28 protein-coding genes are annotated in these 26152 nt (G+C 65.3%); 14 read left to right on the top strand and 14 right to left on the bottom strand.

Annotated features, from left to right (window positions below):
• Positions 1 to 12 precede the first annotated feature (12 nt).
• The 3 genes from AC5Y5W_RS01775 (at position 13) to AC5Y5W_RS01765 (ending at position 3850) form a co-directional block, all read left to right on the top strand.
• Positions 13 to 678, top strand: a complete 666-nt coding sequence (locus AC5Y5W_RS01775) for an IclR family transcriptional regulator (protein WP_500008768.1) — start codon at positions 13 to 15, stop codon at positions 676 to 678.
• 14 nt (positions 679 to 692) lie between these two features.
• The gene (locus AC5Y5W_RS01770; RefSeq protein ID WP_500008767.1) at positions 693 to 2309 is read left to right on the top strand and encodes an FAD-dependent oxidoreductase; all 1617 of its coding nucleotides are present in this window, start codon (positions 693 to 695) and stop codon (positions 2307 to 2309) included.
• Between the two features lie 104 nt (positions 2310 to 2413).
• Complete coding sequence (locus AC5Y5W_RS01765) at positions 2414 to 3850, top strand: WS/DGAT/MGAT family O-acyltransferase (RefSeq protein WP_500008766.1); 1437 nt, start codon at positions 2414 to 2416, stop codon at positions 3848 to 3850.
• A gap of 5 nt (positions 3851 to 3855) precedes the next feature.
• On the opposite strand, the gene AC5Y5W_RS01760 is transcribed toward AC5Y5W_RS01765, so the two are convergent.
• Positions 3856 to 4656 (bottom strand): lysophospholipid acyltransferase family protein, encoded by an 801-nt coding sequence (locus tag AC5Y5W_RS01760; RefSeq protein ID WP_500008765.1) that lies wholly within the window; start codon positions 4654 to 4656, stop codon positions 3856 to 3858.
• Positions 4657 to 4761: 105 nt separating this feature from the next.
• Between AC5Y5W_RS01760 and AC5Y5W_RS01755 the strand changes: the two genes are divergently transcribed.
• The gene (locus AC5Y5W_RS01755) at positions 4762 to 5847 is read left to right on the top strand and encodes an NAD-dependent epimerase/dehydratase family protein (protein ID WP_500008764.1); all 1086 of its coding nucleotides are present in this window, start codon (positions 4762 to 4764) and stop codon (positions 5845 to 5847) included.
• Here AC5Y5W_RS01755 and AC5Y5W_RS01750 read toward each other — a convergent pair.
• On the bottom strand, positions 5825 to 6343 hold the full coding sequence (locus AC5Y5W_RS01750) for a TetR/AcrR family transcriptional regulator (RefSeq protein ID WP_500008854.1): 519 nt from the start codon (positions 6341 to 6343) through the stop codon (positions 5825 to 5827). The two genes, AC5Y5W_RS01755 and AC5Y5W_RS01750, sit on opposite strands and share 23 nt — an antisense overlap.
• Before the next feature lie 162 nt (positions 6344 to 6505).
• On the opposite strand from AC5Y5W_RS01750, the gene AC5Y5W_RS01745 reads away from it, so the two are divergent.
• Genes AC5Y5W_RS01745 through AC5Y5W_RS01730 form a run of 4 tightly spaced genes read left to right on the top strand, consistent with a single transcriptional unit; the run spans position 6506 to position 8874 of the window.
• The gene (locus AC5Y5W_RS01745) at positions 6506 to 7249 is read left to right on the top strand and encodes a hypothetical protein (RefSeq protein WP_500008763.1); all 744 of its coding nucleotides are present in this window, start codon (positions 6506 to 6508) and stop codon (positions 7247 to 7249) included.
• Positions 7246 to 8010 carry a hypothetical protein gene (locus AC5Y5W_RS01740; protein ID WP_500008762.1) on the top strand — a complete coding sequence of 255 codons (765 nt, stop codon included), beginning with the start codon at positions 7246 to 7248 and terminating at the stop codon, positions 8008 to 8010. Before AC5Y5W_RS01745 ends, AC5Y5W_RS01740 begins: the two co-directional genes overlap by 4 nt.
• 13 nt (positions 8011 to 8023) lie before the next feature.
• A complete protein-coding gene (locus tag AC5Y5W_RS01735) occupies positions 8024 to 8608 on the top strand; it encodes a cytochrome c oxidase subunit 3 (RefSeq protein WP_500008761.1) in 585 nt (194 codons plus the stop codon).
• On the top strand, positions 8605 to 8874 hold the full coding sequence (locus tag AC5Y5W_RS01730; protein WP_500008760.1) for a cytochrome C oxidase subunit IV family protein: 270 nt from the start codon (positions 8605 to 8607) through the stop codon (positions 8872 to 8874). The genes AC5Y5W_RS01735 and AC5Y5W_RS01730 overlap by 4 nt, the downstream gene beginning before the upstream one ends.
• 49 nt (positions 8875 to 8923) lie before the next feature.
• Here AC5Y5W_RS01730 and meaB read toward each other — a convergent pair whose 3' ends face one another.
• The 6 genes from meaB to AC5Y5W_RS01700 all read right to left on the bottom strand — a co-directional run bounded on the left by meaB (position 8924) and on the right by AC5Y5W_RS01700 (position 15202).
• Entirely contained in the window at positions 8924 to 9781 is an 858-nt protein-coding gene (meaB, locus tag AC5Y5W_RS01725; protein WP_500008759.1) for a methylmalonyl Co-A mutase-associated GTPase MeaB, read from the bottom strand.
• A 10-nt stretch (positions 9782 to 9791) separates the two neighbouring features.
• A complete protein-coding gene (locus AC5Y5W_RS01720) occupies positions 9792 to 10931 on the bottom strand; it encodes a thiolase family protein (RefSeq protein ID WP_500008758.1) in 1140 nt (379 codons plus the stop codon).
• Positions 10932 to 10958: 27 nt separating this feature from the next.
• Entirely contained in the window at positions 10959 to 11726 is a 768-nt protein-coding gene (locus AC5Y5W_RS01715) for an enoyl-CoA hydratase/isomerase family protein (protein WP_500008757.1), read from the bottom strand.
• Positions 11727 to 11846: 120 nt separating this feature from the next.
• On the bottom strand, positions 11847 to 12929 hold the full coding sequence (locus AC5Y5W_RS01710) for an acyl-CoA dehydrogenase family protein (protein WP_500008756.1): 1083 nt from the start codon (positions 12927 to 12929) through the stop codon (positions 11847 to 11849).
• Entirely contained in the window at positions 12916 to 13821 is a 906-nt protein-coding gene (locus tag AC5Y5W_RS01705) for an acyl-CoA dehydrogenase family protein (protein WP_500008755.1), read from the bottom strand. The genes AC5Y5W_RS01710 and AC5Y5W_RS01705 overlap by 14 nt, the downstream gene beginning before the upstream one ends.
• A complete protein-coding gene (locus AC5Y5W_RS01700; RefSeq protein WP_500008754.1) occupies positions 13799 to 15202 on the bottom strand; it encodes a class I adenylate-forming enzyme family protein in 1404 nt (467 codons plus the stop codon). Before AC5Y5W_RS01700 ends, AC5Y5W_RS01705 begins: the two co-directional genes overlap by 23 nt.
• A 90-nt stretch (positions 15203 to 15292) precedes the next feature.
• Here AC5Y5W_RS01700 and AC5Y5W_RS01695 point away from each other — a divergent pair, with 90 nt between their 5' ends.
• Together AC5Y5W_RS01695 and AC5Y5W_RS01690 are read left to right on the top strand one after the other, a co-directional pair.
• Positions 15293 to 16300 carry a 2Fe-2S iron-sulfur cluster-binding protein gene (locus AC5Y5W_RS01695; protein WP_500008753.1) on the top strand — a complete coding sequence of 336 codons (1008 nt, stop codon included), beginning with the start codon at positions 15293 to 15295 and terminating at the stop codon, positions 16298 to 16300.
• Positions 16301 to 16312: 12 nt separating this feature from the next.
• Positions 16313 to 16756, top strand: coding sequence for a TIGR03618 family F420-dependent PPOX class oxidoreductase (locus tag AC5Y5W_RS01690; protein ID WP_500008752.1), 444 nt, complete (start codon positions 16313 to 16315; stop codon positions 16754 to 16756).
• On the opposite strand, the gene AC5Y5W_RS01685 is transcribed toward AC5Y5W_RS01690, so the two are convergent.
• Genes AC5Y5W_RS01685 through AC5Y5W_RS01670 form a run of 4 tightly spaced genes read right to left on the bottom strand, consistent with a single transcriptional unit; the run spans position 16753 to position 20719 of the window.
• Positions 16753 to 17778, bottom strand: a complete 1026-nt coding sequence (locus tag AC5Y5W_RS01685; protein ID WP_500008751.1) for a CaiB/BaiF CoA transferase family protein — start codon at positions 17776 to 17778, stop codon at positions 16753 to 16755. The two genes, AC5Y5W_RS01690 and AC5Y5W_RS01685, sit on opposite strands and share 4 nt — an antisense overlap.
• A complete protein-coding gene (locus AC5Y5W_RS01680) occupies positions 17775 to 18731 on the bottom strand; it encodes an LLM class F420-dependent oxidoreductase (protein ID WP_500008750.1) in 957 nt (318 codons plus the stop codon). Before AC5Y5W_RS01680 ends, AC5Y5W_RS01685 begins: the two co-directional genes overlap by 4 nt.
• Positions 18716 to 19141 (bottom strand): cobalamin B12-binding domain-containing protein, encoded by a 426-nt coding sequence (locus AC5Y5W_RS01675; protein WP_500008749.1) that lies wholly within the window; start codon positions 19139 to 19141, stop codon positions 18716 to 18718. Before AC5Y5W_RS01675 ends, AC5Y5W_RS01680 begins: the two co-directional genes overlap by 16 nt.
• Complete coding sequence (locus tag AC5Y5W_RS01670) at positions 19142 to 20719, bottom strand: methylmalonyl-CoA mutase family protein (RefSeq protein WP_500008748.1); 1578 nt, start codon at positions 20717 to 20719, stop codon at positions 19142 to 19144.
• Positions 20720 to 20788: 69 nt separating this feature from the next.
• Between AC5Y5W_RS01670 and AC5Y5W_RS01665 the strand changes: the two genes are divergently transcribed.
• On the top strand, positions 20789 to 21598 hold the full coding sequence (locus AC5Y5W_RS01665; RefSeq protein ID WP_500008747.1) for an SDR family oxidoreductase: 810 nt from the start codon (positions 20789 to 20791) through the stop codon (positions 21596 to 21598).
• Positions 21599 to 21615: 17 nt separating this feature from the next.
• Here AC5Y5W_RS01665 and AC5Y5W_RS01660 read toward each other — a convergent pair whose 3' ends face one another.
• Together AC5Y5W_RS01660 and AC5Y5W_RS01655 are read right to left on the bottom strand one after the other, a co-directional pair.
• On the bottom strand, positions 21616 to 22413 hold the full coding sequence (locus AC5Y5W_RS01660; protein ID WP_500008746.1) for a methyltransferase domain-containing protein: 798 nt from the start codon (positions 22411 to 22413) through the stop codon (positions 21616 to 21618).
• A gap of 17 nt (positions 22414 to 22430) precedes the next feature.
• Entirely contained in the window at positions 22431 to 23108 is a 678-nt protein-coding gene (locus tag AC5Y5W_RS01655) for a M15 family metallopeptidase (protein ID WP_500008853.1), read from the bottom strand.
• 152 nt (positions 23109 to 23260) lie between these two features.
• Between AC5Y5W_RS01655 and AC5Y5W_RS01650 the strand changes: the two genes are divergently transcribed.
• Genes AC5Y5W_RS01650 through AC5Y5W_RS01640 form a run of 3 tightly spaced genes read left to right on the top strand, consistent with a single transcriptional unit; the run spans position 23261 to position 25918 of the window.
• On the top strand, positions 23261 to 23608 hold the full coding sequence (locus tag AC5Y5W_RS01650) for a WXG100 family type VII secretion target (protein ID WP_500008745.1): 348 nt from the start codon (positions 23261 to 23263) through the stop codon (positions 23606 to 23608).
• 3 nt (positions 23609 to 23611) lie between these two features.
• Entirely contained in the window at positions 23612 to 25435 is a 1824-nt protein-coding gene (locus AC5Y5W_RS01645) for a glycohydrolase toxin TNT-related protein (protein WP_500008744.1), read from the top strand.
• A gap of 3 nt (positions 25436 to 25438) precedes the next feature.
• Positions 25439 to 25918 (top strand): Imm61 family immunity protein, encoded by a 480-nt coding sequence (locus AC5Y5W_RS01640; protein WP_500008743.1) that lies wholly within the window; start codon positions 25439 to 25441, stop codon positions 25916 to 25918.
• Positions 25919 to 26152 lie beyond the last annotated feature (234 nt).

Below are 26152 nucleotides of genomic sequence, written 5' to 3'. Positions count from 1 at the left end.
AGCGCCGCGGTCGTGAACGGGTCACAGACGCTGGCCAGAGGGCTCAACGCCCTGCAACTGGTCGCGGGGGCGCCTTCGGGCCTGAACGTGCAACAGGTCGCCGACGGCCTCGGGGTGCACCGGACGATTGCCTATCGCCTGCTCGGCACGCTGGCTGAGTTCAGGTTGATCGCCAAGGGCGACGATGGCCGCTACCGCCCGGCCGCGAACCTTGCCGTGCTGGGGGCCTCGTTCGATCGCAATCTGCGCCAGCTCAGCGTGCCGATTCTGCGGGCGTTGGCCGACGACCTCGGCACCACCGTGTCATTGCTGGTGGCCGAGGGCGATCAGCAGGTGGCGATCGCGGTGATCGTGCCCACCCAGGTTCCCTATCAGCTGGCGTTTCACGAGGGCAGTCGGTACCCGTTGGACCGGGGTGCGGCCGGGATCGCGCTATTGGCGAGCATGCCGGCGCGGCCGGCAGAACGCGATCTGGTCGCCGAGGCGCGGACACGTGGCTGGGTAATCACCCACGGCGAAATCGAGCCCAACACTTATGGTTTGGCCGTGCCGGTGCACCGGGAAGCACCCTCACCACCGACGTGTATCAACTTGATCTCACACCGGGAAGACGTCGTCATGGGCGGACAGGACGCCGTCATCAAGGCGGCCAAGCAATTGTCGGAAATCCTCAGCTGAAAGGACGTACACCCATGCCTTCTTGGGACCATGAAGTCGACGTCGTCGTGCTCGGCAGCGGCGGCGCCGGCCTCACGGCCGCCCTGACGGCAGCCGCCAACGGTGCGTCGGTGGCGGTCTACGAAAAGGCCGCGACCGTGGGTGGCACCACCGCGGTGTCCGGCGGCGTGGTATGGATTCCGGCGCATCGTCGTTGTCCCGACGAAGAATTGACGATCGCCGACGCGTTGCGCTATCTGCAGGCGCAGTCGCTCGGTTCGATGGACGAGGCGCTGGTCGACACATTCGTCCGGACCGGCCCGGCCATGCTCGACTTCGTCGAGGCGCACAGCGGTCTGCGCTTCGAAATCGCCACCGGCTTCCCCGATTACAAACCCGAGCTTCCTGGCGGGCGGCCCACCGGAGGCCGGTCGCTGAGCGCTGCACCCTTCGATCTGAGCCGGCTCGGCCAGTGGCGCGACCGGATCACTTCGTTTCCCGCTGACTGGTCCAACGTCGGATTTGACGCCGAGACCCGGGCGCGGCTGCACGCGGAGGTCGATGAGACCACATCGGAGCTGTGCGTGGCCGGCACCGCGCTGATTGCCGGGCTACTCAAGGGATTACTCGACCTGGGCGTGACACCGCAGACCAACGCGCGTGCCGAGGAGCTGGTGGCCGACGACAACGGGATTACCGGCGTCCGGGTCGTCTGCGCCGGGCAACGGCTGACCGTGCGAGCCCGTCGCGGCGTCATCCTGGGCACCGGCGGCTTCGAGTGGAACACGACATTGGTCCACGCGTTTCTGCGCGGGCCGATGCACGGAGCGGTCTCACCGCCCAACAACACCGGTGACGGCTTGCGGATGGCGATGGCGCACGGGGCCGATTTGGCCAACATGGGCGAAGCGTGGTGGGTACCCATCGTGCAGATCCCCGGCGACACGATCGACGGCGAACAACGCAGCCGCAGTGTCCGCCTGGAGCGGACCCGACCGCGCAGCATCATCGTCAACCGCGCCGGACGGCGATTCGTCAACGAGGCGTGCGACTACAACTCGATGGCCGGAGCCTTTCACTACCTCGACCCCCGCGACGGGTACGTCAACGATCCGGCGTGGATGGTGTTCGATTCGCTGCACCTGAAACGCTATGGGTTTCTGGGCGTCGCCCCCGGGGACCCGGTGCCGGACTGGTTCTGCGCGTCACCGGATTTGGCTGAACTGGGCGCCAAGACCGGTATCGATTCCGACGGGCTGGCCCGCACGGTCGCAGCGTGGAACCGTAATGTGGCCGCCGGACACGATCCCGACTACGGCCGCGGATCGAGCGCGTACGACGGATATTGGGGTGACGAGCGAGCGACGACGCTGGCCGAGAAGACGCTCGGGCCAGTCGATAACGCTCCGTACTACGCGGTGCCGGTATCAGTGGGTGCGATGGGGACCAAGGGCGGACCGCGCACCGACGGCGACGGTCGCGTCCTGCACGTCAACGGCGAGCCGATACCGGGGCTGTTCGCCGCCGGCAACGCGATGGCGGGTGTGACCGGCCGGGCTTACGGCGGTGCCGGCGGAACCATCGGACCGGCAATGGTTTTCGCATTCCGCGCCGCGCACGCCGCCGCAACCGGTCGTTCGGTCGACGCCTGAAGCGTTCTGCCGCCGAACACAACATTTCCCCGAAACCACCGATCAGCACCGCGCGGATGGTTCGATAGCTCCATCAACCGAGTCGCTAGTGATCGAGGTGGGCAATGAGGCGACTCAACGGCATGGACGCCATGTTGCTGTACACCGAAACCTCCAGCTTGCACACCCACACGCTGAAGGTCGGAATCATCGACGCCACCGACTTCGACGGTGAGTTCAGCTTCGAGGTGGTTCGGCAGACCTTTGAGCGCCGCCTGCACCTGCTGGACCCACTGCGCTTCAAGCTCGTCGATATTCCCTGGCGGCTACACCACCCGATGTGGCTGGAGAACTGCGAGGTTGATCTCGATTACCACTTGCGTCGGGTGCGGGTTCCGCAGCCCGGCGGTCGACGAGAGCTTGACCAGGTGATGGGCGAGATCGCCAGCACGCCGCTGGACCGTAGCCGACCGCTGTGGGAGTTCTACTTAGCCGAGGGCCTGAGCGACGAGCGCTTCGCGCTGATCGGCAAGGTGCACCATGTGCTCGCCGACGGGGTTGCCTCAGCGAACCTGCTAGCGCTGCTGATGGATCTGAAGGAAGCGGCCGGCGACGAACATACCGACTACGAACGCTGCGCCCCGCCCACCAGGACCGAGCTGTTGCGGGCCGCTGGACGCGATCACATGCGGCAGGTTGCCGCGCTGCCGCGGCTGGTTACCGACGCCGCCCGTGGCATCTCCCGTGTCCGGCGGCGCTCACGGCATCGCGGCGAACACCCCGATCTGGCCGAGAATTTCAAAGCGCCGCCGACTTTTCTCAACCATGTCGTCTCGCCAGTGCGCACGTTCGCCACCGCTGTCCTGTCGCTGGCCGAGGTCAAGGAGACTGCCAAACACCTCGGCGTGACGTTCAACGACATCGTCCTGGCAATCGCGGCGGGCGGGCTGCGAGAGCTGTTGCTGCGCTACGACGGCAGGTCTGACCGCCCGATCATCGCCTCGGTGCCGGTCAGCACGGACAGATCACCAGACCGGATCTCCGGTAACGAAATCAGCGGACTGTCGGTGTCGTTGCCGGTGCACGTCGACGATCCACTCGAGCAGGTTCGTCTGGTCTCGGTGTCCACGACTATCGCCAAGGAAGATCACGATCTGCTCGGCCCACAGCTGCAGGGCCGACTGATGGCGTATCTGCCGCCGCCGTTGACCCCGGCCCTTTTTCGATTGTCGTCCAAGCGGGCAGCACAGAACAGGGCAATGAACGTTGCGGTCTCCAATGTGCCCGGGCCGCGGGAACGCGGCACGATCGGAGGCGCTCCGGTCACCGAAATCTATTCGGTGGGAATCCTTTCCGCGGGCGCCGCGGTCAATATCACGGTCTGGAGTTACGCCGACCAGGTCGACATCTCGGTACTCTCCGATGATCGGACCCTCAACGACGTCCACGAAGCCACCGACGCGATGATTCATGCGTTCGGTGAAATCCGGCGGGCCGCAGGCTTTTCCGGCGAGCCAGCCAGGGTCGAAACCGCGATGGCACCGGCAACCGCCAACGGCTAGCCGCTTCACCCGAGCACGGGGAAACGGCGTTGCTGCGCGAGCCGGTCGAGAGCGGCCTGCATCACCGAACGCACATGCGCGTCGACCTCGGCGATATCCGGCTCCGGCCCGAACCGGACCGCGACGTCGATGGGCTCCAGCACCTCGGTGACGATCTTGCTGGGCAGCGGCAGGTTGGGCGGGAAGATCACACTGAGTCCGAACGGGACACCGAAGCTGACCGGCAGGATCTTCATTCGCGCCCGATACAGTCCCAGCAGTTTGGCTATCCGGTCACCGCGCAGCAGAAACAGTTGACTCTCCTGGGCGCCGATGGAGACCATCGGCACGATGGGGACGCCGGTCTCGATGGCGGTCCGCACGTATCCGGTGCGGCCCTGGAAGTCGATGATGTTGGCGCTCAGCGTTGGCCGGTACGAGTCGTAGTCGCCACCGGGAAAGACCAGCACCACACCACCGGACCGCAGTGCCTGGGCGGCGTTTTCGCGGTCTGCGTGGATGACGCCGGCCCGGATCAGCCATTGGGCTAGCGGCCCGATGAACAAGCCGTAGTGGCCCAGTGTGTAGACCGGCCGGTCGTATCCGAATTTGTGGTAGAAGGCGGGCGCGAAGATCAGTACGTCGGGGGTGAGCATGCCGCCGGAGTGATTGGAGACCACCAATGCACCGCCGGCGGCGGGAAACGACTCCAAGCCGTGTACTTTCGCCCGGAACCAACGCTTGACGACCGGACCGATCGTGTTCGTGAGCTGTCGGGTGAGGCCCGGGTCCCACTTGGTGATGTCCGGTTTGCCGTTACCGCTCACGAACTCCCCTGTCCTGCACCGGCCTGGATCGGCGTTTACCTGCGGATATGCTACTCTCCATATTCGAGAATGTCATAATCCATCGTCGTTCAGCTGAGGAGGCGCATGCCTGCGACCGTCCTGGTGACCGGGGGGTTCGGGCTCGTCGGGTCGGCGACCGTGCGGCGGCTGGCCGCCGGTGGCAGACAGGTGGTGGCCGCCGACCTCGGCACCCCCGCCAATCACAAGGCGGCGCGAGCGCTGCCGGCGGGCGTGGAGACCCGGTGGGCAGACCTGACCGACCCTGCCGCGGTGGACCGACTGGTCGCTGAGACCGCGCCCGCGGCAATCGTGCATCTGGCCGCCGTCATCCCGCCGCAGATCTACTCCAACGCCAAGCTGGCCCGCAAGGTCAACGTCGACGCCACTGAGACGTTGGTGCGTGCCGCCGAAGCACAACGGATCCCGCCGCGTTTCGTGGAGGCCTCCAGCAATGCGGTGTATGGCGCGCGTAACCCACACCGGGTGACGGCTCCCGTTCGGGCGGACACCCCACCCAAGCCATCCGATGTGTATGGGCAACACAAGCTCGAGGCCGAAGAACTCGTGCGCTCGTCGAAGCTCGACTGGGTGGTGCTGCGGCTCGGCGGTGTGTTCAGCGCCGACCCCACCGCGATGCCGTTCAGTTCCGACGCGCTGTACTTTGAAAGCTTGCTGCCGACCGACGGACGGCTGCACGGCGTCGATGTCCGCGACGTCGCGGCCGCGTTCGCGGCGGCAACCACCGCAGACGTCGTGGGTGAGATCCTGCTGATCGCCGGCGACGACTCCCACCGGTTACGGCAAGGCGAGGTCGGGCCGACCCTGGCCGCCGCCCGCGGCATGGCCGGAGTGCTACCCGCCGGCAGGCCCGGCGATCCGGACAGCGACACCGACTGGTTCGTCACCGACTGGATGGACAGCACCCGGGCGCAGCAGGCCTTGAATTTCCAACATCATTCGTGGCCCGACATGGTCGCCGAGATGCGGGCACAGGCCGGCTGGACGCGCTACCCGATGCGACTCTTGACGCCGGTGGCGCGGCAGATTTTGACCCGGCGCGCGGCCTACCGGCGTGCCCCCGGTCGCTACGCCGATCCCTGGGGAGCGATCCGCGCCAGGCTCGGAGACCCGCGGCCCGACACGCCGTTCACTCGGCGGACGTCTCCATGAATCGGCGGGTCAGCCGAAGCAGCTGCGAGCGCAGGGCCTCGTCGTCGACGTCCGCCACGAGTGGATGCATGACGCCGACGGCGATGGCGCCGGACAGCATCGCCGCCGTCACTCGTGCGTCGTCGCCGGCATCGCCGACAAGGACGCCGTAGAGCCGCTGGATGAATTGCTGGAACGGCTGATGTTGGGCGAGCAGCCGGACGATGACGGGATCGAATTGCAGCGTGCTCGCCACGCCGCGGCGCTTGACGGCAAGTTCGATCACGCCATCGAGCAGCAACTCGCGCGCCCGCAGCTGGGACTGCTCGGCTTCGGCGGCCTCCAGAGCTTCCTCCAGCCCGCCCAGCTCACGTTCGGTGAGCGCGATGACGATCTCGTCCTTGGTTTTGAACTGGTGGTAGACAGCGGCTTTCGTCACGCCGATGGCGTCGGCGATCATCTGCAACGACGTTCCGCCGACCCCGTTTTCGGCGATCAGGCCCAGCGCGGCATCCAGAATGCGGGTCTGGGCGGCGCTGCGCCGGATGGATCGCAGTCGCGTGTCGGCCTCGGTGGACACCACCCGGCCAGCGTAGCCGATCGGCTATTGACCGTGGCCTAGCCGATCGGCTAGGTTCGGCGAGCAGACCCAAACTCCCTTCGGATACCGGAAGGTGTGATGTCGACTCTCGCCGAGGAGCAGGATGTCCGACCGACGGTGAGCGTGCGCGGACAGTTGATCTGTTTGTGGATGACGCCGGTCGTCGCCGTGGTTTTGTTGATCGCGTTTCTCGCGTTCCCGGGCTTCTTTCCGCCGATGTCGCCTCGAATGACCGCCGACCAGGTGGCCGACTTCTACGCGCACAACACCACGATGATCCGCTTCAGCATGATCACCTACAACTTGTTCGGCATCATGTTGATCCCGATGTTCGCGCTGATCGTCGTGCAGATGAAACGGATGGCGACACCCAACCAAGTGCTCGCCTACTGCTACTTGACCGCGGCCGTCAGCGGCGCAACGTTATTCGCGCTCGCCGACATCTTCTGGCTGGTGGCCGCCTACCGGCCCGAGCGGAATCCGCAGTTGATCCAACTACTCAACGATTTGGCCTGGATCACGTTCATTGCACCGGTCGGCATGCTGGTGGTCCAGAATCTCTGCCTTGCGGTGGCCGTCTACCTCGACGCGCGGCCCCGGCCGATTTTCCCGCGCTGGGTCGGCGCATTCAGCCTGGCGACGGCAGCGGCGATGACACCGGCCGCGTGTGCAGCCGTAGTTCGAAGCGGACCGTTGGCCTGGGACGGGGTGGTGTCGTTCTGGCTGCGCATCGGTGCCTTCGCGTTGAATGTCGCGGTGATGTTCGTCGTGCTGCGTACGGCGATCAAGCAACAAGCTGCCGACGGAGTCGCAGCGGAATGACCCGCAGCGCAACGGCTTCAGCGGGGGCGATTGCCGCCGGAGATGGCGAGCGCCACCGGCCGAGGACCAAAACCGATCTGCTGATCTGCTATTGGGTTGTCCCGGCCTTTTACAGCATGTTCGGCCTGATCTTCGTCGTGCTAACCCGAGTGATGCCGCCGCCGCGTCCCGACGTCAACGCCGACCAGATGGTCGCGTTCGTGCATCAGCATGCGTTGACCATCCAGATCGGCTTTGCGCTGTTGATGGTCATCATCGGCTTCGCCGGCGTGACCAATGGCATTGTCGTGTACGAGATCAAGCGGATGTCGGTCAGCCCGGTATTCGCTTATGCGTATCTGGGCGCACTGGCAGTCGGCGCGATACCGGGATGCCTGATGGCCGCAATATCGTTCCTCACGGCTGCGTTTCGACCCGACCGCGACCCGGAGATCGTCGCGCTGATGTATGACCTGACATTCTTGTCCTTCGTCGGATCGCTGGGGTGTTTTTCCACCGGATATCTGGTGTTCGCGATCGCCATCCTGTTGGACAAGAACCAGGTCTTTCCCAAATGGCTGGGTTACATATCGATTTGGCAGATCGTCACCGAGTTGCTTGCGGCCCCGGTATTCATCTTCAGATCCGGACCACTGGCCTGGAACGGTTCGATCAGTTTCTGGATGGGCACCGCGATCTTCGGGTTCTGGCAGGTATGCGTGATCGTACTGTTGAAGGTGGCGGTCGACCGCCAGCCGCTCGGTCAGCGGGTGCAGGATTAGGGGGGCTGGGCCGATGACAGACACCCGCTCAGATGTCGGCTGCAAGCCGCAGGCACATGTACCCGGCGATGGCAGCATGTGGGTGTTCGTGCTGGGCGACCTCATCATCTTCGGCGCCTACTTCGTCATCTTCATGGTCTACCGCGCGCAGCAGCGTGCTCTTTTTCTGGAATCCCAAGAGCATCTGAGTCTCAACATCGGGGTCGTCAACACGTTGGTGCTCATCGCCAGCTCGTGGTTCGTCGCGCGTGGCGTGCAGGCGGCCCGTTCGGCGGATCACACCGGCGCGGTGCGGCTGCTGTACTGCGGCGGTGGTTGCGGTGTCCTGTTCATGGTGATCAAGGCCTACGAGTGGTACTCGAAAATCAGTCAGGGACTGACCTTTCCACGCAACGACTTCTTCATGTTCTACTACCTGCTCACCGGCGTGCACCTGTTCCACGTGCTGCTCGGGCTGGTGATACTGGGGGTCGTCGTCGTCGATCAGCGCAATCCCACACTGCGGCGGGTGAGCATGGCCGAAGCGGGCGCCACCTATTGGCACATGGTGGACCTGCTGTGGATTGTCATCTTCGCGCTGCTGTACGTGATGCGATGACCACGACTGCGCGGCTCACCGGCGTGTGGCTAGTTCTGTCGGCGATTACCGTCGTCACCTGGTGGCTCGGGCCGGCGCACGCCCAGGGGACGCCGACGGCCAGCGTCCCGATCACGATCGCGGTCTTGGCCCTGGCATTGGTCAAGGCGCATCTGATCATTGCGAACTTCATGGAAGTGCGCACCGCCCCGCGGTGGTTGCGGCTAGGCAGCGATGCGTGGCTCGTGGCGCTCTGGGGCGCCATCGTGGCGATCTACCTCTGGTGAACAGCTGCCCCCTCGCCGCGAGGCGGCGCGACGTCAGAGCACACCACGTTCAGGACAGCAGTCCTTCCGCCGCGGAGTAGGGATCGCTGCGGCCGTCGGCAACCGACTCCGCGAGCCGGTCGAGATCCGGATGCATGCGCAATCGGGTTTGCGCCAGCGACAGGATCTGCGCCCGGGCGCGGGCCAACCGGCGAGCGTGGCTGTCGCTGCGGTGATGGGCGTCGATCGCCTCCATCAGTTCCGTCAGGCCTTCACCCTTCGCGGCGACGAAACTGAGGATCGGCGCCTTGGTCTCGGCGCGCAGATCGCGAATCGTCTGCTCGGCGCCCTCCCGATCGGCCTTGTTGACGACCACGATGTCGGCGACTTCCAACAGGCCGGCCTTGGCGGCCTGCACCGCGTCGCCGGCTCCCGGGTTGAGGATGACGATCGTGGGGTCGGCGACCGCAGCGATTTCGATCTCGGACTGCCCCACGCCGACGGTTTCCAGCAGCACCACGTCGTACGCCAGTGCGCCGAGCAACCGGATGGCCGCGGGAACAGCGGCGGCCAGTCCGCCCAGATGGCCGCGGGTGGCCAGCGAACGAATCAACACCTCGGAGTCGTTGATATGGCGGGTCATTCGAATGCGGTCACCGAGCAATGCACCACCGCTGAATGGAGAGGACGGGTCGACGGCCAGCACTGCCACCCGCAACCCCCGCTCGCGATAGCCCCCGACGAGAACCGCGATCGTCGTCGACTTGCCCGCCCCCGGCGGCCCGGTAATCCCGACGACGTGCACCGCCGAAGGGTCGAGGCTATCCAGCACCTCGGAACGGCGCTCACCCTCGACCAAGCTGAGTAGTCGCCCGGCCGCGCGGGGCGACCCGTTGCGCGCGGCGGCGATCAACTCGGCAATGTTCATCTCCAGGATTTTATGGCGCCGGCACCTCGATGACCGTGGCGGAACCCATCCCACCGCCCGCGCACATCGCGGCGACTCCGAAACCGCCGCCGCGCCGGCGCAATTCGTGCACCAGCGTTACGAGCATCCGGGCCCCGGTGGCCGCGACCGGATGCCCTAACGAGCAGCCGCTGCCGCTGACGTTGACCCGGTCGGGGTCCAGATCGAGCAGTTTGATGGTGGCCACGCACATCGACGCGAATGCCTCGTTGATTTCGAACAGGTCCACGTCGGATAACGAAAGATGTGCGCGGGCAAGAGCCTTGGGGATGGCCTCGACCGGCGCCAGGCCGGTGGCAGCGGGATCGACACCGACCGATGCCCAGGCGCGGACGGTCGCGAGCGCAGGTAGACCCAGCCGGTCGCTTGCGATGGTCAGCACAGCCGCGCCGTCGTTGGCACCGCAGGCATTGCCGGCCGTGATCGAGAAGCCCTCGATCTCGGGGTGCAGCGGCTTGAGCGCGGCCAGCTTCTCCATCGTCGTGTCCCGGCGGGGATGCTCGTCGACGTCGAACAGCCCGTGCGGTGTCTCGATCGGGACGATTTCGTCTTTGAACCGTCCCTCGTCGATCGCGGCGATCGCATTGCGGTGCGACCGCAGCGCCCAGGCGTCCATCTCCTCGCGGCTCACGCCCGCCGTCACCGCGGCATTCCAGCCGACGGTGATCGACATGTCCATGTTCGGCGCGTCCGGCCGGTTCGGGTGCGTCGGTGGGAACCAGTCGACCCATTCCCCGTCAACCTGCAGGCGCGATCGCGGCGACGTCGAGGCGGAGTTCACCCCGCCGGCGATGATCAGCTGGTCCATTCCGGCTCGCACGCTGGCCGCCGCGCTTTGCACCGCGGCCTGGCCGGCCGCGCAATGGCGGTTCTGGGCCAGCCCGGGCACGGACGGCAACCCCGCGGTCACCGCGGCGTGGCGGGCCAATACCCCTCCGCCGTAGAGACCTTCGCCCAGGATCACGTCGTCGAGCTGGGCCGTATCCACGTCCGCCGCGGCTTCGGCAACCACGTGGTGTGCCAGCTCGTATGCGGTGGTGTCGCGCAGGGTGCCCTTGCGGGCGGTACCGATGGGTGTCCGCAGCGCGGACACGATGACAGCTTCAGGCACAGCTTTTCTCCAATTCGACAAGCGGGGTCAGTTTTTGCCGGCGGTCAGTTTGGTGACGATCGAGCGGAAATCCTCGGTTTGGAAGGACTCCTTTTCGGCGGACAGCGCGAAGTCCAGGGTGGCCAGCACCGCACGTTCGAGGTGCACGTTGAGCACCCGTTTGGTGCTCTCGACCGCTTGCTGCGGCAGCTCCATGATCTTCTTGGCGGCTGCCATCGCCTCGGCGACCGGATCGTCGGCAATGTGGTTGGCCAGCCCGAGTTCGACGGCACGCGCCGCGGAGATGCGCGCACCGGTCAGCGCGTACTCCTTGGCCAACAGCAGGCTGATATGCAGTGGCCAGGTCAGCGGTCCCCCGTCGGCGGCCACCAGCCCGACCTGTACGTGTGGGTCGGCCAGGTAGGCGTCTTCGGCGATGTAGACGATGTCACTCAGTGCGACCAAGCTGCAGCCGAGGCCGACGGCCGGTCCATTGACGGCCGCTACCACCGGAATTCGGCAGCGCGCCATCCCCAAGACGATGTCACGTCCGTCGGCGATGGTTTTGGCGCGCAAGTCGGCGTCGCCGGCCAATTCAGCTAGGTAGTGGAAGTCCCCGCCGGCCGAAAACGCCCTTCCGGCGCCGGTTATCACCGCGGCCCGCGCCGTCACATCTTCGCTCATCCGCTGCCACAACTTAGCCAGCCCGTGGTGCAGGTCGTCGTTGACCGAGTTGAGCGAATCGGGCCGATTCAGCGTGATGATCCGCAGCGGGCCCTCGGCGCGGACGTCGATTTCGGTTGGCATGTCGTACACGTCAAACTCCTTCGATGGTCGTGACCCGCTTCACCCGGGCTTCGCCCGCGTTCGCGATCACTCCTACTTCGATGGTCGTGACCCGCTTCACCCGGGCTTCGCCCGCGTTCGCGATCACTCCTACAATCCCAAGATTCGTGAGGCGATGATGTTCTTCTGTATCTGTGAGGTGCCGCCCATCACGCTTTGTGCCCGGCTGTACAGATAGGCGCTGAGCAGGTCGGCGTCCTCGGTCCCGCCGGCCGCCAGCGCGGCGTGGCCGACCGACTGCTCCACCCAGGTCATCAGCAGCTTGTCCAGCGACCCGTCCGAACCGTGCGACACTCCGTCGAGCTGCTCAGACAGCCGCCGTCGAACGTGATGGGTCAGCATCTCGGTTTGCACTGCCGCCCAAGCGAGTTCGTCGCTGGGTGGACCGCCGCTGCGCGCGGCCAGCTGGCGCACCAGCTTGCCGTAGCGGGCCGCATAGCCCAGCGTGGACGGTTCACGTTCGTGTCCGACCACTGTCATGGCGATTGCCCATCCGTCGCCAGGGGCGCCGACCATCTGGTCGGCGGACACCGTCGCACCGTCGAAGAACACTTGGCCGAACTCGGTGGTGACGCCGTTCATCATCTGTAGCGGACGTTGTTGCACGCCGGGCTGTTTCATCGAGATCACGAACGCCGACAAGCCGCGGTGGCGTTTGGCGCCGGGGTCGGTGCGGGCCAGCAGCAGGCACCAGTCGGCGACGTCGGAGTAGCTGGTCCAAATCTTGTGTCCGTGTATCACGTAGTTGTCGCCGTCGCGGGTCGCGGTGGTGCTCAGCGATGCGAGGTCCGAGCCGGCGCCGGGTTCGCTGAATCCCTGGCACCAGCGCTCGGTGCCGTTGATCATGCCGGGCAGGAAGCGCCGCTGTAGTTCTTCGCTGCCGTGATGTCCAAGTCCGACCACCAGGTAGCCCAGGCTGGGCCGTGGCGGAGCCCCGGCGCGGGCCAGCTCCTCGTCGACGATGACGTCGTACACCGGCGGCAGCTCCTGACCGCCGTGTTGCCGCGGCCACGACAACCCGAAAAAGCCGCCTTCGTAGAGCGCACGATGCCATTCACCCTGCCGGCTCCAATACTCGTCGCCGGAGCTCGCAAATTGCTTGGCATGTACCGCAAGCCACGCTCGCAGCCGATCCCGGAAGACGGCTTCGTCCGGCGAATCACGAAAGTCCAATGTCGACCTCCTCGAGCTTCACGGGCCACAGCCCGGCAGATGTCAGTGCGCGCCGCAAGTAGACGTGCGCCAGGCATTCCCAGGTATTGCCGATGCCGCCGTGCACTTGTACCGAAGTCTCACATACCGTTCGCGCGGCGCGCGCGCAGTAGATCTTCGCCACCCGGGCGGCCCGAATCGCCTCGGCAGGCGGAAGTTCGTCGACCGCCCACGCAGCGTGGCGCAGCACGCTCACCGAACCTTCGATCAGCGCCAGGCTTTCGGCTAACAGATGAGCGACCGCCTGATAGGAGCCGATCGGTTTGCCGTACTGCTCACGGATTTTCGCGTAGTCACAGGCCAGCGTGTGCGCGCCGCGCGCTGTTCCGACCAGATCCGCCGACGTGGCGGCCAGCGCCAGCGCGAACCAGCGCGCCGCAACGTCGTCGGGCACCTCGCCGACGACGGCCAATGTTCCGGAGAATTCGGCGTTGGCTCTGGTCAGGTCCGCGCCCGCCCGGGCGCCACCCAGGTCGACGGCCGACACCGTCGTATCACGCAGACTCAACGCGTGCCGGTACCCGCGTGCGTCGATTGCGTAATCTCCGAAGGCAATTGTCGAGCCACGGCTGTCTGCATCAACATGCCGCGCAAGCTCGTCGGCCAGCACCGGCCCCAGAAACGGCGCATCGACCAGCCCGCGGCCGAATTCCTCTGCGACGATGGCGACTTCGACCCCGGCGGCCCCGTCCGACCGCAGCGCACGCCAACCCGTCGCCTCGATCTGTTTGTCCAGCCGCGCGATCCGGTCTTGGTCGGCCAGGCTCTGAACCGATCCGGAACCCAGGTCATCGGCCAGTTTGGCGGCGGCGTCACGCAGTTGTTGTTGTTCAGCTGTCAGACGTACATCCATACCGCTCCTTCAGCGTTCGACGCAGCACCTTGCCCGACGGCAGCCGCGGGATATCGTTCACGAACACCACTTTGCTCAGCCGTTTGTAGGATGCCAGCCGCTCATCGACTCGCGCGCTGAGCTCCGTTGCATCAACGGGGATGTGCGTTGCCACGGCTGCGATCACCGCTTCCCCGCCGCGCCCGTCGGGAACGCCGAAGACCGCACAGTCTTTGACCGCGGGATGACCGTGTAGCACGGCTTCGATTTCGGCGGGTGCGACCTGGAAGCCACGCACCTTGATCATCTCCTTGGATCGGTCGGTGATCCGCAGCCAGCCCGCGCTGTCGAGACATCCGACGTCTCCGGTGCGATACCAGCCGTCGCAGCACGCCTCTGAGGTAGCGGCGTGCGGCAAGTAGCCGGCCATCAGCGACGCTGAGCGCGCCTGGATCTCCCCGACCTCGCCCGGGCCGAGTGGTTCCCCGGTCTGCATCGAAACCACCCGAACGTCGACGCCTGGCACCGGCTTGCCGACCGAATCGAGTCGCGCACCCTCAACCGGATTGCAGGCGATGACCGGCAATTCGGTGGTGCCATAGGCAGGAACCCAACCGATGCCGGTGCGCCGCGTGAGGGTTTCGGCGACACTCTCGCTGACTGGCGTGGCGCCCCACATGATGAACCGCAGCGACGAGAGGTCATAGGTCTCCAAGCGCGGATGCGTGGCCAGCGACAGCGCGATGGGCGCGACCGCCATCTCGATAGTGATGCGGTCGGCCTCGATGTGGGCCAGCATCGCGTCGATGTCAAACCGGCGATGCAACCGCAGCCAGACGCCGGTCTGCAACGCGGTAACGATGTTGAGCAGACCCAGAATGTGCGACGGCGGTGTGGTGACCTGGACTCGATCACGCGCGGTCATCCCGAGCGCATCGCGCCAGTGCCCGACTGCGGCGCGCAGGGACCCGTGGGTATGTCGCACAGCTTTGGGCAAACCGGTGGTGCCCGAGCTGAACACCAGTAATGCATCGCTCTCGACGCGCGGTGACGCCCGCACCGGCGAGCCCGGGGTGATCGGTTCGTCGAGGTGCAACATCGGCATCAGTTCCGACAGCACCGGCTGATCACCCACAGCGTGCCCAGGGTTCGTCAGGGCTAACGCGTGCTCGACCTCGTCGCGCTTCCAGGCCGGGCTGATCAGCACCGGCGTCGCAGCCAGCCGCCAGATGGCATGCACCGCGCCGACGAATTCGGGTCGGTTGGACGACATCAGCGCGACCCGGCCGCCGGCGGTGACCCCTTGCTTGCTCAGCGTCGCCGCCAGGCCGTCGGCCAGCGCATCCAGTTGCGGCAAGGTGTACTGCCGCTCCTCGAACGCGAGCGCGGTCGGTCCGGTCACCCTTGCCCCTCGACGGATTGAGAAGAAGCTATCGCTTTGAGAGAATAGTATTCTCTATACTGAAGAACGCAAGTACGGAAGGGGGTGGCTATGGCGGAGATGCACGCGTTTCATCGGGCGACGGTGACCCGGATCGTGAAGGAGACCGCCGATGCCCGCACCTTCGTGCTGGCGCCGCATGACCAGCCCTTTCGTTACCGCGCGGGGCAATTCTGCACGTTTCGGGTGGCTGTCGACGGCCAGGAGCTGTATCGGTCCTACTCGATGTCCAGCGCCCCCGAGACCGACGCGGAATTGATGACCACGGTCAAACGGGTGCCGGGCGGCAAGGTGTCCAACTGGCTGGTGGACAACGTCTCCGAGGGCGACGAGCTCACCATGACCCGAGCCGCCGGAATCTTCTGTCTGGGCAACAGCGCCGTGCCATTGCTGGCTTTCGCCGGCGGTAGCGGCGTCACTCCAATCCTGTCGCTGGCTAAGAGCGCGCTGGCGACCACGGACCGCCCGGTGCGGGTGCTGTGCGCGGACCGGGACCGGGCGTCGGTGATTTTCGACGCGGTGATGGACGAGCTTGTCGAGCGTTACCCAGGTCGGCTGTCGGTGGTGCGGCATCTCGATAACGAGCAAGGGCTGCTCGACGCGACCGCGGTCCGGGATTTTGTTGCCGACGACGTCGACGCCGACAACTACGTCTGCGGTCCCGAGGGCTTCATGACCGTGGTGCGCTCCGCCCTGCCCGGGTCGGGACAGCTATTCGTCGAGGACTTTGACGCGGCACCGACGGTAAAGCCGCCTGCTGCAGAACCAGTCGACGGCGCGGCGGCGGACGGCACGATCACGATTCACCTCGAACGCAAGAAAGTGACGGTGCCGCGAGTCGCCGGCGAAACCCTGCTGGAAAGCGCCCGCCGGGCCGGCCTGGCACCGCCATTCAGCTGCGAAGCCGGCAACTGCGGCACCTGCATGGCGCGACTCAGCGAAGGCAGGGCGACCATGCTGGTCAACGATGCGCTCGAGCCGGACGAGGTGGCCGACGGCTACGTTCTGACCTGCCAGGGCATACCCGACACCCCGTCAGTGACGGTGCACTACGAGTAGCGTCGCAAGCTCATGGCCGAGCTTTCGAATTTTGCGAATCACCTGTCACGTGATCACGGGCTGTGCGTGTTCAGCACCTTGCGCCGGGACGGCAGTATCCAGTCCTCGGTGGTGAATGCCGGTGTGTTGCAACACCCGCTGACCGATGTGCCGGTCGTCGGGCTGGTGGCCATCGGCGGCTCCCGCAAGCTCGCCAACCTCCGCGCCGATCCGCGCGCTACGGTCGTGGCCAAGTCCGGCTGGCAGTGGGCCGCCGTCGAAGGGTCGGCAGAGCTGATCGGCCCGGACGACCCCCACTCGGACCTCGACGAGGAACGGCTGCGACTATTGCTCCGCGAAATATTCACCGCGGCTGGCGGAACCCACGACGACTGGGACACCTACGACCGGGTGATGCGCGAGGAGCGTCGCACCGCTGTTCTCATCGCACCGACCCGGGCCTACTCGAACCCTTAGCCGTCCAACTTGGGCGGCGGCCGATAGTCCGGCTGATAGCCGCCGATGTGAATCGGGTTGCCGACGAGACGGAAATCGCCTGCGGTGACGATGATCTCGGGTGTCGCCTTCAGCGCATCGGGCAACGTCCGCACGGCTGCAGCCGGCACCCCGAGTGGTCGCAGCCGCGTTTCCCAACTGGCGGCGGTGTCGGTCGCCAAAGCTTCAGTGACGACGGCGCGCACCTCGTCGGCGCGCGCCACCCGCTCGGCCATCGCCTCGAAGCCCTCGATCTTCGCCTCACCGGCGAACGCCTTCCAAAAGCCGTCGTGGGTGACGAACAGTGCAAGATAGCCGTCGGCGGTCGGAAACATCTGGGCCGGAACGTAATAGGAGTGCGCGCCGAAGGCTCGCCGCTGCGGCTCGACACCGTCATTCAGATAGGCGGACGCGTGGTAGTTGAGCTGAGAGAGCATCACGTCGCGCAATGACACGTCGACCTGGCCGCCGCGGCCGGAGATGATGTGCGCGAGCAGCCCCAGCGCAGCGCTCATTCCCGTGGAGTTGTCCGCCGAAGAGTAGCCGGGCAGCGTGGGCGGGCCATCCGGGTCGCCGGTCAGCGCCGCGATTCCGGTGGCTGCTTGGACGACGTAGTCGAACGCCGGGTCGTCCCCGCCGTGCAGCCCGAAGCCGGTGATCGCCACGCAGACGATCTGTTCGTTGAAGCGCTGCAACGACTCATAGGTCAGGCCCAGTCGGCGGATCGCGGATGGCTTCAGATTGACCAGCAGCGCGTGGGATTCGGCCGCGAGCTCGCCCAGCTTGGCTTGGCCTTCTTGCGAGTTCAGGTCCAGACAGATGCTGGCCTTGTTGCGGTTGAGGCTGGCGAAATAGCTGTCACTGACCTGCCGTGAGATCTCTCCGCCCGGCGGCTCGACCTTGGTGACCTGCGCACCGAGATCGGCCAGCAGCATGGTGGCGTACGGGCCGGCCAGCATGGTGCCGACCTCGAGGATTCGGATACCGGCCAGTGGTCCCGTCATCGCAGTTCGGCACCCAGTGCCGCGATGACTTCGCGGGTCCGCCGTTTGGACGCGACGAGCTCGTCACGGTTGTCACCGATTGGCAGCAACCGCACCGAAAGATCCGTCACGCCGGCGTCGGCGAACCGACGGAATCGCGCAAGGATGGCCTCCTCGTCGCCGGCGGCGCAGATGTCACCGACGTCTTTGGCATCGCCGTAATCCAGCAGCCGCTGATAGTTCGGCGAAACTTCGGCCTCTCCGAGGATCCGATTGGCGCGCTCCCGTGCTGCGTCGACTTCGTTTGGCGCACACAGGCACACCGGTATACCCGCAACGATCCGCGGCGCGGGCCGCCCGGCGTTGTCGGCAGCCTTGGTGATACGCGGCACGACATGCTCGGCGACGGCTCGCTCGTCGGCCATCCACAGCACGGTGCCATCGGTCCGCTCCCCGGCAAGGGTCAACATCACCGGGCCGAGGGCGGCGACCAGCACCGGCAGCGGCGACACCGCGGCCAGATCCAGCGGATTGTGCACAGAGAAACTCTGGTTGTCGACATCGACCGGGCCGGGTCCTCCGAATGCGGCCGCAAGCACCTCCAAGTAGTCGCGGGTGAAGCCGGCCGGCCGCTCGTAGGGCAGGCCGAGCATGTCGCGGATGATCCAGTGATGCGAGGGCCCGACGCCGAGGGCCAACCTGCCGCCGGTGGCGGCATGCACCGATAACGCTTGGCGCGCCAAGGCGATCGGATGCTGAGCCTGCAGCGGCACGACGGCGGTGCCGAGTTCGATGCGGGTGGTGCGGGTGGCCATCAGCGCCACCGCGGTAAGCGCGTCGAAATCGTTGGGCACCTGGGGGATCCACGCGGTATCCATGCCGACGTTCTCGGCCCACTCGATATCGGCGAGCAACTTGGTGACCTTACGGGCCGAGTCGCCACGCTCGGCGCCGATCATTACTCCGAGACGCACGGTTCCTCCACGGTCGGTTCGGGGGCGCCGGTGAGCTGGCGGACCTCTCGCACCAGCACGTCCAGCGCTGTTCCGGTCGGAAAGACCGCCGCGGCACCGGCGGCCAGCAATTTGGGCACGTCGGCCTCCGGGATCGTCCCGCCGACAACGACGGCAATGTCGGCGGCGTCGGAGGCACGCAACGCTTCGATAGTTCGGGTGGTCAGCGCGACATGCGCACCGGACAGGATGCTCAGCCCAACCACGGCCACGTCTTCCTGCACGGCGATCGACGCGATGTCCTCGATGCGCTGCCGGATCCCGGTATAGATCACCTCGAACCCGGCATCGCGCAGGGTGCGGGCGACGATCTTGGCGCCGCGATCGTGTCCATCCAGGCCGGGTTTGGCCACCAGGATTCGTGCTGTCATTCAGAACACCACCGGTTGCTCGAATTCGCCCCATACCGCTTTGAGTGCAGAAACCATCTCGCCGACCGTGCAGTAGGCGTTGGCGCAGTCAATCAGATTGTGCATGAGATTATCGGTTCCTTCGGCGGCACGAGACAATGCGGCGAGACTGGATTCTACTGTGGCCGAATCTCTTTCGGCTCGGACCTTGGACAGCCGCTTGAGCTGAAGATCGCGTCCCTCGGCGTCGAGCTCGTACGTGACGATCTCGGGCGCCGGCTCTTCGGAGACGAACCGGTTGACGCCGACAACCGGGCGAGTGCCCGCCTCGATGTCCTGGTGCATCTGGTAGGCCTCGTCGGCGATCAGGCCTTGCAGATAGCCGTCTTCGATGGCGCGCACCATTCCGCCGTGCTGTTCGAGGTCGTGCATGATTTCGATGATGCGGGCCTCGGTGGCGTCGGTGAGCGCTTCGACGAAGTAGGAGCCGCCCAGCGGATCAGCGACCCGGGCGACACCGGTTTCGTGGGCCAGGATCTGCTGGGTGCGCAGCGCCAGCGTGGTGGATTCCTCGCTGGGTAGCGCAAACGGCTCGTCCCAGGCCGCAGTGAACATCGACTGCACGCCGCCGAGCACGGCGGCCATCGCCTCGTAGGCCACCCGCACCAGGTTGTTCTGCGCCTGCGGTGCATACAGCGACGCGCCACCACACACGCAGCCGAACCGGAACATCGACGCCTTGTCGGTGGTGGCGCCGTAGCGTTCTCGCACGAGGGTCGCCCAACGACGCCGTCCGGCACGGTATTTGGCGATCTCTTCGAAGAAGTCGCCATGGGTGTAGAAGAAGAATGAGATCTGCGGGGCGAACTGGTCGATGGTCATCCGGCCGCGTTCCACCACCGTGTCGCAATAGGTGACGCCGTCAGCCAGCGTGAACGCCATCTCCTGCACCGCGTTGGCCCCGGCGTCGCGGAAATGCGCGCCGGCCACCGAGATCGCGTTGAACTTCGGTACCTCGGACGCGCAGAACTCGATGGTGTCGGCGATCAGTCGCAGCGACGGCTCCGGCGGCCAGATCCACGTCCCGCGCGATGCGTATTCCTTGAGGATGTCGTTCTGGATGGTCCCGGTGAGTTTGGCCCGCGGCACACCCTTGCGTTCGGCGGCCGCCACGTAAAACGCCAGCAGGATCGCGGCGGTGCCGTTGATGGTGAAGCTGGTACTGATCTTGTCCAGCGGAATGCCGTCGAACAGGATCTCGGCGTCGGCGAGGGTGTCGATCGCCACGCCGACCCGGCCGACCTCCTCGCCCACTTCGGGGTCATCGGAGTCGAAGCCGCATTGAGTGGGCAGATCAAGCGCTACCGACAGGCCGGTCCCACCTTGGTCCAGCAGGTAGCGGTAGCGGCGGTTGGACGCCTCGACGGTGCCGAACCCGGAGTACTGACGGAAAGTCCACAGCTTGCCGCGGTAACCGCTCGCGAAATTGCCCCGGGTGAATGGATAGGTGCCCGGTGGCGGCGGCTCGACAGGACGGTCCCCCGGCCCGTACACGGGTTCCAGCGGGATGCCGGACGAGGTCTCAGTGTGGTTATCCATCGACTGATAACGTACTTGCCAAAAAAGAGAATGCCAATACCGCATGGCTGACCAGGCCAAAGGAGAGTGATGGGTACTTTTGACGACCGCACGGTGGTGATCTCCGGCGCCAGCCGTGGGATCGGTCTGGCGATCGGTATCGCCGCGGCCAAGCATGGGGCCAATGTGGTGCTGTTGGCCAAGACCGACCAACCGCATCCCCGTCTGCCCGGCACCGTGCACACCGCGGCCGCCGAAATCGAGGCGGCCGGCGGCAAGGCTTTGGCCGTGGTCGGCGACGTGCGCCGGGAAGAAGACGTGCAGCGCGCGGTCGACGCCGCGGTCGCTCGGTTCGGCGGGCTGGACGTCTGCGTGAACAACGCCAGCGCCATCGCTACCGAACCGACCGAGAATCTGTCGGCCAAGAAGTTCGACCTGATGCAGGAGGTCAATACTCGCGGCACCTTCCTGCTGACCCGCGCCTGCCTGCCACATCTGCGTACCGCCACCAACCCGCATGTGCTGACGATCTCGCCGCCGGTGAACATGAACCCCCGCTGGCTGGGCGCACACCCCGCCTACACGCTGTCGAAGTACGGGATGACGTTGTTGTCGCTGGGCTGGGCGGCCGAGTTCGCCGAGGCCGGGATTGCGGTCAATTGCCTGTGGCCGCAGACCTACATCGCGACCGCGGCAGTGGCGAACATGGCTGACGGCGAGCGGCTTGCGGCCTCGTCGCGCAGTCCGGAGATCATGGCCGACGCGGCCGTCGAGATCCTCTCCCGCCCCGCTCGGCAGACCACCGGCAACTGCTACATCGACGCCGAAGTCTTGCGCGGGCAGGACTTGTCGCGCTATGGCGGCGGCGACCAGCCGATTCCCGACCTGTTCCTGGACTGAATGTGGACGGACCATCGCTATGCACGACAAAGGATCTCGCCGTGCGGAATCGCCAACCAACCATCAGGCGCGGCTGCCCAGGCCCGCCACGCGGAGGCGATCTCGGCGAGCTCGTCGCTCGTGGCCAGCGCCGAGTCCACCAGCTGGTCGGCCAGCGCCGACTGCACAATCCGGTCCGCCCACATGCCGCCCCACCACTCGCGGTCTTCGGGCGTGGCAAAGCACCAGATCCCGCCGCCGGGTGTGATGTCGTCGAAACCGGCTTGCCTGGCCCAGGACAGCAGCCGGCGCCCGGCGTCGGGCTCGCCGCCGTTGGCGCGGGCAGCCCGGTCGTAGAGATCCAGCCACCGATCCAGCGCCGGAAGCTGTGGATACCAGATGAAGCCGGCGTAGTCGGCGTCGCGCGCGGCGACATAGCCGCCCGGCACGCACACCCTGCGCATCTCTCGCAGTGCCTGAACCGGATCGGCGACGTGCTGCAGTACCTGGTGTGCGTGCACGACGTCGAAGGTGGCATTAGCGAATTCGAGTGCGTGCACGTCGGCGGTGGTGAATCCGACGTTGGACAGGTTGCGGGCCCGCGCCACTGCCCGGGCGGCATCCAACGCGTCATCAGTGATGTCGACGGCGGTGACCTGGCCCGGTGCGACACATGCGGCCAGGTCGACGGTGATCGTTCCCGGTCCGCAGCCAATGTCCAGCAGCGCCATCCCCTGTTGCAGATGCGGTAAGAGGTACCCCGCGGAATTCTCGGCGGTGCGCTGTCGATGCGAACGCAGCACCGACTCATGGTGGCCGTGGGTGTAGCGAGTCACCGTGCAGCTCCTAGCTTTCAGTTGACGGGGACATCAAGGATCGGGTGGTCAACGGTCGACCCGGGACCGTCGAAATGCCACCACTCGCCCGAATACACCGTCAGCCCACCGATGTTCATGGCATCACGAAGATGGGCCCGGTTTGTCTGCGCGGTGGTGCTGACACCGTCGGTGGCGAATGCGTGGGCACGGGGAGTGAAGTCGTCGAAATCGGTTCCCATGTCGACCAGGCAGGCTTGTCGGCATTGCGCGCCGGCAAGCGTCACATCGACCGAGCGCCCCGCCTCATGGCTGTGTGCGTACTGGCCGGGTCGCGCCACCCATGCTGGATTGGGCACCACCTGAAACATCCTGACCTGTACCTGGTGCGGCCGGTAGCAGTCCCAAAAAGCCAGAACTGCTCCTTTCGGGCGCAGCGCGTTGGCCGCGGCCGCAAGACCCGGCGCCATGGATTCATGCACGAGGCAGCGCGCGTTGGCCGGATACAACGGTATCCGCGTGAAATTGTTGGGCGTCGCATACCGCAGGTCGATGACCGCGTCGGGAACGAAACTTCGAACGTCGACCAATCCCGCCGCTTGCGCCTTCGCGCTCACAGGCGGCACGTCGGCGTGGGCCGATGCCGGCCAGCAGATGCTGCATGCCGTGACGAGCAGTCCCACCAGGAACCGTCGAATGACCCACATGGTCGGAATTGTCCTCGATCGTCGAGAAATCAGCGATCTCGGTGTTACCTGCTGCCTGCACGAACGTGCGCTCGGTGGAAGCTCTCTCATTTGAGTTTTTGGCGCATCGGGACGTGTTCGGGCGGCGGTAAACTTTTCCCAAACCGGTCGGATGTGGCTGTGTGAAAGATCGGGTGAGCGTGGTGGCCGAGAATTTGCGGGTAGACCCGGTAGATGTGCGTTTCGCGGGTGAGCAGGTTGATGCAAATGCCGGGGATTTCTTGACGGGACATGCGGCGGCGCATGAGCGCATCGCGGCTGCCCAGGCCGGGTTTATCGGAGACAGCGCGGCGGCACTGGCAGAGTTGGCCGCGCACTGGCAAGAGGAAAGCACCGGCCAGCACCGTGAACTGTGCGAGCACGCCGAGAATTTGCGGATGGCAGGCGCCGAATATGAAACCACCGACACCGACGGGGCCGCAAACATTGACGCTGCCGCCTGGAGGGTAGCCAAACGAATGGGTATCTGACGGGTGGGTTTGACGCTCGCCGATCTGCAGGAGTGGGACCCCGAACAGATCCACGAGTTGGGCGACGCTGCGGCGGCACGGGCACGGCACAGCCGGGAAGCCGCGCAAAACGTCGCTAATCTGCCGGTCTTTGCTACCTGGCATGGTGACGCCGGCGCGACCGCCCAGGATGCGATAACCAAGAGCAGCACCAAAATGGAGCTGTCAGCGCAAAACGCGTTTCGGGTGTGGGCTGGCGCCGGGCAGGCCTATCAGGAAGCCACAGGGGTCAAAAAAGAACTCGCCGACATCTTCGCCGAGGCGGCGGCCGCGCCGGCGGTGCACATCGACACCACAAGCAACGCGGTGATCCCACCGGATACCAGCGGGTGGGCCGACGCCGATATCCAGAAGGTCAAAGCCAAAGTCGACGAGCTGCAACGCAAGATCACGGCGCTGCTGGCCACCGCTGAGAAAACCAATTCCGATTTGGCGGCTGTATTGAGGGCAGCCACCGGTGCCCAGGCAGCGGATGGCCAAGCGAGCGACCCGCGTTCAGATCCCAATGCACCTGATGCCAAATCCACGCTGGACGGCCTCGCTCAAGCGAACAACCAAGCGGTCGTCGACGCCATGGCCCGCGTCAAGGCGGCCCAGAAAGCCGTCGACGATGCCGCGAAGGACGCCTACACGCATGGGGCGGGCAGCCCGGAAGCCCAAGCCGCCCTGGCCAAGCTGCCTCAGCTGAAAAAGAACCTCGCCAACGCGCTGGATGAGCTGGGCAAGATTCCCGACTATTCGGGTATTGATCCGAAGTCGGTAAGTATCGGCCCGGACGGGAAGCTGCTGTTCAGCTACACCATCGACGGGCAGACGATGCAGGTGACGGGGTCTTTGAAGAACGGCACCGGCGAGATCTTCGATCAAGGCACCCATGCCTACTACACCTACAAAGACGGCAAACTGGTCGGCACCCGCATCTTGGATGAAGGCCGCGCCATCCCGAATGACGAGTTGCTGCAGAACGCCGTCTTTACCGCCGTGGGCGCCGGCCCCACCTTCACGGCCGGCAAAGTCGGGGTTGAAGCCGCCTGGCAGGGCATGAAAACGCTATTCACTCGCGAAGCTCTCGAAACCGGCGCAGGCGCCGCCACTGGCGTCACGGCGGACAACGTCCTGCCGCGCGCGGTTGTCCAGGCCGAGAACCGCGCGGAAATTGCAGCCCAGGACCTTGCCGGTCACGCCCCCGTGTCTCACGTGCCCCCCGCTGCTGCCGAGCACCCGGCTCCCTTACCCGGCGGCGAACACCCCGCACCACCTGTAACCCACGACCCGCCCTTGGCTGGCAGCGGCCCGCATGCCCCACCGCCGGCCGTTGAGACGCCGCCCCCGCCCCCGCTGTCGCACGATTCGCCGCTATTCGAGGGTTATCATCCCGTTGAGCCAGGACCGCAATTCACTGCCGCTGACGGCAGGCTCATCTACCCCGAAGACAGCCTAGCCAGCAAGCCCTACGCAATACCTGGCACCGTTGTCCCCGACGCCCACTTAGCCCCTGGCACCGAGCTTGGGCGGTTCGGCTATCCCGGTGGTGGCTACGTGGCCCCCGAAGGAACACCTTTCGCTGAGCTTTCGCTGCCACCAGGCAGTGCTTCCAACCCTTATTTCAAATACGTCGTAGACGACCCTTCGGGGCTCCCGCCTGGCTGGCATATCGAACAATCCCAAGCCGCACCCTGGTTCCACCAACCCGGCGGCGGCATACAATATCGGATTATCAGGCCGGACGGAAAGACTGGTTCAGTGGACGATCTGATTGGCTTTGGCGTCGTAAGAAGGGTTAATTGAGTAATGGTCGATTTCTCCCGCTTATCGGTAAACTGGGTTGAGTGGTCATCTCGGTCGGGCCTTCCGGACGTATCCGTTTCGACTGACTGTGATGACTGCCAAATCCTCTTCAACTCCAGAGATTACTCGATCCATCTTCGCAATGACGGCGCGTGGTGGGTGGTCGATACGATTGACGATCGAGGGCAACGCTCGACGGATGCAAAGCTATCGACGTTTAATTTGGCGGAGAAATACCTAATCTGGAGATGGGTTACGCTTGCAAATTCAAACCTCGCATCCGGGCAGCTAGGAGCCTTTCTATACAGACAGGGGTACGCACCCGGTATTGAAGTATCGGAAGTGGATGATGCGCATATCAAACTATGCCTGCGTGGCGACTGCGCTATTTTGATAGTGGGTACTGCTACTATCTTTAGTCATATCATGTTGAAATCGGTGGATGAGATCGAGCAGATCGCTAGGAGCCCATCATCTAGTTGATTTAGTCATAGTAAGCGATGCGTTTTGGTAGTCCGTCAACGGTTATTGAGCTGCCGTTTGTATCGGCGAAGAAACTGAAAAGCCCTGGAGCGAGGTGCTGAAGATCTGCGCTACGTGCACAAGACCATGGGCCGCTCGGCACGAAAGTCACCGCCAGCATCTCCAGCGATCTCTACGCAGACAAACTTGATCAAGTCGCAAGCAACCTCGATCGCTCCCCACGACTGAAACCGG

The sequence above is a fragment of the Mycobacterium sp. NGS51 genome (genome assembly GCF_059812525.1).
This window is presented reverse-complemented; position numbering and strand designations above follow the sequence as displayed.